Genomic DNA, 6,615 nt, shown 5'->3' with positions numbered 1-6,615 from the left:
AGGCGCTCGGCCATGCGGTTGGCGCCGTGCTTGGTGCGCGAAAACACCAGCACCTGCTGCCAGTCGTTGCTGCGAATCAAATGGCTGAGCAGATCCCCCTTGCGATCCATGTCGCAGGGATGGAGCAAATGCTCAACAGTGGCTGCCGTGCGGTTTTCGGGGCTGGCCTGGAGCTGCACTGGCTGGTGCAGGAGCCCGGTGGCCAGCTTGCGAATTTCGCCGGAAAAGGTGGCTGAGAAAAGCAGGTTTTGGCGCTTGGGCGGCACCAGGGCCAGGATCTTTTGGATATCCCGGATGAAGCCCATGTCGAGCATCCGATCCGCCTCATCCAGCACCAGGATCTCCACCCGGTCCAGGCGCAGGGCCCGCTGCTGATGGAGGTCCATCAGCCGGCCAGGGGTGGCCACCAGGATGTCGGTTCCCTTCTGGAGGCGCGAGATCTGGGGATTCACCTTCACCCCACCGAACACCACATCACTGCGGAGGTCGAGATAGCGGCCGTAGGCCCGCACGCTTTCGGCCACCTGGGCCGCCAGTTCACGGGTGGGGGTGAGCACTAGGGCCCGCACGATGCCGGCCTTGGCATGGGGGCCATGGCGGAGCCGCTCCAGCATCGGCAGGGTGAAGCCGGCGGTTTTGCCGGTACCCGTTTGGGCGGCAGCCATCACATCCCGGCCAGCCATCACAGCGGGGATGCACTGGGCCTGGATCGGTGAAGGCTGGGTGTAGCCCTTCTCCGCTACGGCTTTAAGAATTGGGGCACCCAGGCCAAAGGCATCAAAGGAGGAAGCCTGGCCCTCGCCAAAAGCAGTTGAAGCAGATATGGATTGGGTAATCGCCGCAGAAGCGTTGTCGGTTAAGCCTAGGGGCCATCAGGCCGGGGCCTGTAGTGGCCGCAGCTGGTGCAGGGCCCGTCGGGAAAGACGGCACAGCGCAACAGGGGGCTGCGGGCGTTGAAGTGGCAGTCTGGATTGCCAATCACCCACTGGTTTTGCCACCAGAGGGCATCCCTTGGCTGGACCTGGGCCTTCACCTGGAGAGCCACCGTTGCCAGCTCATAACTACCGTTGCACAGCTGGTAGCGATGGCTGCGCTGTAGCACCAAAAAACTGCGCTGATCTATCACCAGCCAACGGCCAGGCTGGGGCACCTCCGCCAGCGATTCAACCTCGATCGATTCCAGCAAACGGTCACTGCCGATCTGGCGCAGTTCGATCTGCAAAGGGATCTAGGCCTCCTCCAGGCTGGGGTTGCGTTGGGAAAACCCCCAGGCAAATAGGGCGGCCACCACGGCCAGCAACGCCCATTCCGGCGGATCGAGGTCCGGCAGGATCAGGCGAGCCAAGAGGCGCAGCCCCACAAAACCCACCGCCAAATACCCCGCCGTTTCCAGGTGCCTATAAACCTCGAGCCAGCGGATAAACAGCTCCGCCGTCAGGCGTAGGGCCACCACCCCAATCACCCCACCGGCCATCACCAGCACGATTCGATCGGTGACCGCCACCGCTGCGGCCACACTGTCGAGCGAAAAGGCCAAATCGGTGACAGCCAAGGTGACCACCACCGATCCCAGACCCGAGCGCAAGCCCTGGGCTGGAACCGGATCGGCCCCCTCAGCCCCCTCGGCCCCTTCCTCCTGGTTGCCTCGCCAGACCTTGAGCAGGTGGCTGCCACACAACCAAAACAGATAGCCGGAGGCCAGCAGCTGCAGGGGCCAAAACTTCAGGACCCATTGGGCCGCCACGATCAGGGCCAAACGAAACACCAGGGCCAGGGCCAGACCGAGGTTGAGGGCCTGGCGCTGGGTCTTCGGCTCCTTGAGGGAGCGGGCAATGGCAGCAAGGGCTATGGCGTTGTCGGCGGAGAGCACCGCCTCCAGGGCCACCAACAGGGGGAGCAGCAACAGCACTTCGCTCCAGCGATCTGCCTGCTCAATTAGGGGGCTTATGGACTGGATCGACTCCGCTTCCAAATTGCTGCAGAGCGTCCAATAAGGCGCCACTCTAGGAAGCCTGTATGCCAAGACACGGGCCCATGCATCTGGAGGCCGAATTGGTCCACGCCGAGCCCGGCCAGCGGATTGTGCGGGTGAGCGCCTACCAGGGCAGCACGGTGCTGGGCCGCAGCCTGGGGGAAGGGGTCACGGCAGAAGAGGCTGAGGATCGGGCCCGGCAGAGAATCCTCGGCCTATTGGGGCCCCAAAAAGAACCGATCCCAGAGCCAATCCCAGTCCCAGAGCCGGTCTTGAAGCCGGAGCCTACTACGAAGCCAGAGCAAATTGCTAAGCCGCCAAAAGAGTCGTTGAAGGCGCCAGTGGCTACGGCACCCAACAACGAACCGGCCAGCAGCGAACCCGCCAGCAGCGAGCCTGAGGATTGGAGCAGTGAATTGGCCCGGCTCGATCTCCAGCTCCAACGCCTCGGCTGGGGCCGAGACGAGGAGGCGATTTACCTGGAGCGGGTCTTTGGCCATCCGAGCCGCAACCGTCTGACCAACTTCGCCGACCTCATGGCCTATTTGCAGGCGCTGGAGCCGATGGAGCCGGGCCAAGATCCTGCATCTGTTCCCGTGCCATTGCGCAGGAAAGATCTGCTTGAGCAGTGCGACCAGCTGCTGCAGCAATTGCAATGGGATGCGGGCCAAGGCCGGGCATTTCTGGAGCAACACTTCTCCCTGACCAGCCGCCAGCAACTCAATGACAGCCAGCTACTGCAATTCAACATGCTGCTGGAAAGTGAACTAATTGAATCCAGCAATCAGCCTGGGGGCAACTCCTAACCCCGGCCTCCATGAGCTTCGTTGCACCATCTAATTGTCATCCAATATTGAAATGCTTCATTGACCACTTGCCTGGTCCACCGCTCACATTTAGTGCTGTCATTGGCATAGCGACTCCAAAGAAAATCCGCCTGCCCATCCAACCGTCCAGTTTTGACAAGGCCCCCTTGGAGAACGGAATTAACAACATCTGCGGGCCTTTCGGCTGGCCTCTCCCTAAGCGAGGTCGCCATTAGTTCTGCGACTTCCTGTTCAAAACTTTCTATGATCTCGACCAAAATCAATCTATCTTTTTCATCGATTCCCTTTAATCGTGATTTCAAGGTCGAGAGGAGTTCGTTCTTTACTGCTTGATCCATATCAGGGAGGTGGGCCTAGAAAGTCTTGGGAGCGCCCTGCCCTGGGCTATGCCATTGGGCCGTGCAGCCCCAATGCAGGCCAGCCTATTGCGAAGATCAAGGGCGATTGAGCCCCTCCCATGCCCCTCTCCCCCCTGGTGCGCCAGCTGCAGCAGGTGCCCCTCACGGCGGAGGTGCTGGAGCGCTGTAAACGCCCTGAAAGACTGCGACTTAGCGGCGCTGGACGGTTGGCGAGGGCCCTGATCAGCAGTGCCCTGGCCGGCAGTGCGGAGGCCCCCTTGCTGGTGATCGTGCCCACCCTGGAGGAGGCCGGCCGCTGGGCGGCCCTGCTGGAGCTGATGGGCTGGGGCAGCAGCCAGCTGTATCCCACCAGCGAAGGATCCCCCTACGAACCCCTTGATCCCACCAGCGAAATCACCTGGGGGCAGCTGCAGGTGCTCAGCGAGCTGATGGATGGGGATGGCGGCAAGGCAGCCAGTGCAAAACGCTTTGCAATCGTGGCCACCGAACGGGCACTCCAGCCCCACCTGCCCCCACCGGCGGCCCTCTCCTCCCAATGCCTGAGCCTGCGCAAGGGCGATCTAATCGATCTCGACCAGCTCGCCGCCAGCCTCACCCGCCTGGGCTACGAGCGCGTACCGACGATTGAACAGGAGGGCAGCTGGAGCCGCAGGGGCGACATTGTTGACCTATTTCCGGTGAGCGCCGAATTGCCGGTGCGATTGGAGCTGTTTGGCGATGAGCTGGAGAAGTTGCGGGAATTTGATCCGGCCAGCCAGCGCTCCCTTGATGCCATTGAGGTGGTGAGGCTTACCCCCACCGGCTACGGCCCCCTGGTTGCCGATGTGTTGAGGGAATCGCTGCCCAGCAATCTGGAAGCCCTGCTGGGGGCCCAGGCCACCGAACAGCTGCTGGAGGGGGGCACCCCGGAGGGATTACGGCGGCTGATGGGCCTGGCCTGGAGCCAGCCAGCCTCCTTGCTGGATTACCTGCCCGCCCAAACCCTGATTGCGGTTGATGGTCGCCGCCATTGCCTCGCCCACGGCCAGCAGTGGTTTGAGCACGCCGCTGAGCAAGCCGGTGAATTGGCCCAGGAGCATCCCGGCCTGCCCACCTGCCTGCACCTGGAACCAGGCCAGGCCCTAGCCCAGCTGGATGCCTACGGCGGCTTTGACCTGGCCGAACTGCATGAAACCGACAACCACGCCAACAGCTTCGATTTAGCCAGTCGCTCGGTGCCCTCATACCCCAATGCCTTTGGCAAGTTGGCCGGCCTGGTGAAGGGCTTCGTGGCGGAGAGGGCCCGGGTGTGGCTGCTGTCCGCCCAACCCTCGCGGGCGGTGGCCCTGCTGGAGGAGCACGACTGCGTAACCAGGTTTGTACCCAACCCGGACGATCGGCCAGCCATTGAGCGGCTGATGGAGCAAAACACCCCGGTGGCCCTGAAGAGCAAGGGCACCGCCGAACTGGAGGGGCTGCAGCTGCCGGCCTGGAAGCTGGTGCTGATCACGGATCGGGAATTCTTCGGCCAGCACTCCCTGGCCGCCAGCGGCTACGTGCGCAGGCGCAGCAAGGCGGCGAGTCGCACGGTCGATCCCAACAAGATGCAGCCCGGCGATTTCGTGGTGCACCGCAACCACGGCATCGGCAAATTCCTCAAGCTCGAAAAACTGGCGATCAGTGGGGAATCCCGCGACTACCTAGTGGTGCAATACAGCGATGGCCTGCTGCGGGTCGCCGCCGACCAACTCGGCAGCCTCGGCCGCTATCGGGCCACCAGCGATGCGCCCCCAGACCTGAACAGGATGGGCGGCACCGCCTGGACCAAGGCCAAGGAGCGCGCCCAGAAGACGATCCGCCGGGTGGCGATGGATCTGGTGAAGCTCTATGCGGAGCGTCACCAGGTGGCTGGCTTTGCCTTCCCCCCCGATGGCCCCTGGCAAAACGAGCTCGAAGACTCCTTCCCCTACGAGCCCACCACTGACCAGGTGAAGGCGATCAGCGATGTCAAGCGCGACATGGAAAAGGCCCAGCCGATGGACCGGTTGGTCTGCGGCGATGTGGGCTTCGGCAAAACCGAGGTGGCAATTAGGGCGATCTTTAAGGCCGTAACCGCCGGCAAACAGGTGGCCATGTTGGCGCCCACCACGGTGCTGGCCCAACAGCACTGGCGCACCCTCTCGGAGCGATTTGCCCCCTATCCCCTCAAGGTGGCCCTACTCAATCGCTTCCGCACCACCAGCGAGCGCAAGGCAATTCTCGAGGGCCTGGAGGCCGGCAAGGTGGACGTGGTGGTGGGCACCCACCAGCTGCTGGGCAAGGGCACCAACTTCCAGGAACTGGGGCTGTTGGTGGTGGATGAGGAGCAGCGCTTTGGCGTGAATCAAAAGGAAAAGATCAAGGCACTCAGAAAGGACGTGGACGTGCTGACGCTGTCGGCCACGCCGATTCCCCGCACCCTTTACATGAGCCTCTCGGGTGTGCGGGAGATGAGCCTGATCACCACGCCGCCACCCCTAAGACGGCCGATCAAAACCCACCTCTCCGCGCTCGATGAGGAGGCGGTGCGCAGCGCCCTGCGCCAGGAATTGGACCGCGGCGGCCAGGTGTTTTATGTGGTGCCGCGGGTGGAGGGCATTGAGGACGTGGCCGTCCAGCTGCGCAGCATGATCCCCGGCCTGAAGCTGCTGGTGGCCCATGGCCAGATGGCCGAGGGGGAACTGGAATCGGCGATGGTGGCCTTCAACGCCGGCGAAGCGGACGTGATGCTCTGCACCACGATTGTGGAGAGCGGGCTGGATATCCCCAGGGTGAACACGATCCTGATCGAGGACGCCCATAAATTCGGCCTCTCCCAGCTCTATCAATTGCGCGGTCGGGTGGGCCGCAGCGGCATCCAGGCCCACGCCTGGCTGTTCTATCCAGGCGATGCCTCCCTGAGCGAGGCGGCCCGCCAACGGCTCAGGGCAATTCAGGAATTTGCCCAACTGGGATCGGGCTATCAGCTGGCCATGCGCGACATGGAAATCCGTGGGGTCGGCAATTTGCTCGGGGTGGAGCAGAGCGGCCAGATGGAAACCATCGGCTTTGACCTCTACATGGAGATGCTGCAGGAATCCCTTGCCGAGATCCAGGGCCAGGACATCCCTTCCGTAGACGACACCCAGATCGATCTGCCGATTACGGCCTTCATCCCGGGGGATTGGATCACCGAAAACGACGAAAAGATCGCCGCCTACCGGGCCGCCGCCGATTGCAACAGCAAGGAGGCCCTGGTCGAGCTGGCCGCCGCCTGGGTGGATCGCTATGGCGCCATTCCGGCACCTGTGGCCTCCCTGCTGATGCTGATGGAGCTGAAGCTGGTGGCCAAGCGCTGTGGCTTTGCCCGCATCAAACCCGACAAGCCCAACATTGCCCTGGAAACACCGATGGAGGAGCCCGCCTTCCGGCTGCTGCGCCAGGGCCTGCCCCAGCACCT

6 protein-coding genes are annotated in these 6,615 nt (G+C 63.0%); 2 read left to right on the top strand and 4 right to left on the bottom strand.

What is annotated here, in order from left to right; all coding sequences use genetic code 11:
• From KBY58_RS12585 to KBY58_RS12575, 3 genes are all read right to left on the bottom strand, one after another.
• On the bottom strand, positions 1 to 683 hold a 683-nt coding region (locus KBY58_RS12585), incomplete at its 3' end, for a DEAD/DEAH box helicase (RefSeq protein WP_255004663.1).
• Positions 684 to 862: 179 nt separating this feature from the next.
• A complete protein-coding gene (locus KBY58_RS12580) occupies positions 863 to 1,222 on the bottom strand; it encodes a DUF6464 family protein (protein WP_255004662.1) in 360 nt (119 codons plus the stop codon).
• A 6-nt stretch (positions 1,223 to 1,228) separates the two neighbouring features.
• Positions 1,229 to 1,972 carry a DUF475 domain-containing protein gene (locus tag KBY58_RS12575; protein ID WP_254933979.1) on the bottom strand — a complete coding sequence of 248 codons (744 nt, stop codon included), beginning with the start codon at positions 1,970 to 1,972 and terminating at the stop codon, positions 1,229 to 1,231.
• A gap of 62 nt (positions 1,973 to 2,034) precedes the next feature.
• On the opposite strand from KBY58_RS12575, the gene KBY58_RS12570 reads away from it, so the two are divergent.
• The gene (locus tag KBY58_RS12570; protein ID WP_255004661.1) at positions 2,035 to 2,778 is read left to right on the top strand and encodes a hypothetical protein; all 744 of its coding nucleotides are present in this window, start codon (positions 2,035 to 2,037) and stop codon (positions 2,776 to 2,778) included.
• Here KBY58_RS12570 and KBY58_RS12565 read toward each other — a convergent pair.
• Positions 2,775 to 3,137 (bottom strand): hypothetical protein, encoded by a 363-nt coding sequence (locus tag KBY58_RS12565; protein ID WP_255004660.1) that lies wholly within the window; start codon positions 3,135 to 3,137, stop codon positions 2,775 to 2,777. The two genes, KBY58_RS12570 and KBY58_RS12565, sit on opposite strands and share 4 nt — an antisense overlap.
• Before the next feature lie 119 nt (positions 3,138 to 3,256).
• Here KBY58_RS12565 and mfd point away from each other — a divergent pair.
• Positions 3,257 to 6,615: transcription-repair coupling factor (gene mfd / locus KBY58_RS12560; protein ID WP_255004659.1), on the top strand; the 3,359-nt coding region annotated here is incomplete at its 3' end.

It is taken from the genome of Cyanobium sp. HWJ4-Hawea, assembly GCF_024345815.1.
GTDB lineage: Bacteria > Cyanobacteriota > Cyanobacteriia > PCC-6307 > Cyanobiaceae > Cyanobium_A.
The sequence above is the reverse complement of the archived record's forward strand: the minus strand, read 5'-3'. Positions and strand labels throughout refer to the sequence as shown.